The organism is Vogesella mureinivorans (assembly GCF_007644035.1).
GTDB lineage: Bacteria > Pseudomonadota > Gammaproteobacteria > Burkholderiales > Chromobacteriaceae > Vogesella > Vogesella mureinivorans.
In genome coordinates this window covers 1-342 of record NZ_VMTV02000181.1, presented here as the reverse complement: position 1 = coordinate 342, position 342 = coordinate 1, and the positions used below count along the sequence as shown (strand labels likewise).

Annotated in this window: 1 protein-coding gene; it reads right to left on the bottom strand. The window is 58.8% G+C overall.

From position 1 onward, the window contains the following. Positions 1 to 327: large ribosomal subunit protein uL5 (rpl5, locus tag FLQ44_RS07690; protein WP_147693928.1), on the bottom strand; the 327-nt coding region annotated here is incomplete at its 3' end. Between the last annotated feature and the right edge of the window lie 15 nt (positions 328 to 342).

Here is a 342-nt window from a genome sequence, read left to right as displayed (position 1 = left end):
CAGCGAGATGTTCACGAGACGATCGAGGAACTCGAACATCTTGGCGCGGCGCAGGGTGACCTTGCAGCCAATCGGCCAGCCGTCACGGATCTTGAAGCTTGCCACTGACACGCGGGCCTTTGTGGTTACCGGCTTCTGGCCGGAGATCTTGGCCATTTCGGCGACTGCATTCTCCAGGATCTTCTTGTTGCCAACAGCCTCGCCCACGCCCATGTTCAGCGTGATCTTGGTCAGGCGCGGCACCTGCATGACGTTGGCGTAGCCGAAGCGCTCCATCAGCTTGGGCACGACCTGCTCTTTGTAGAACTGTTCCAGACGGGTGGTCATTACTGCATTCCTCAG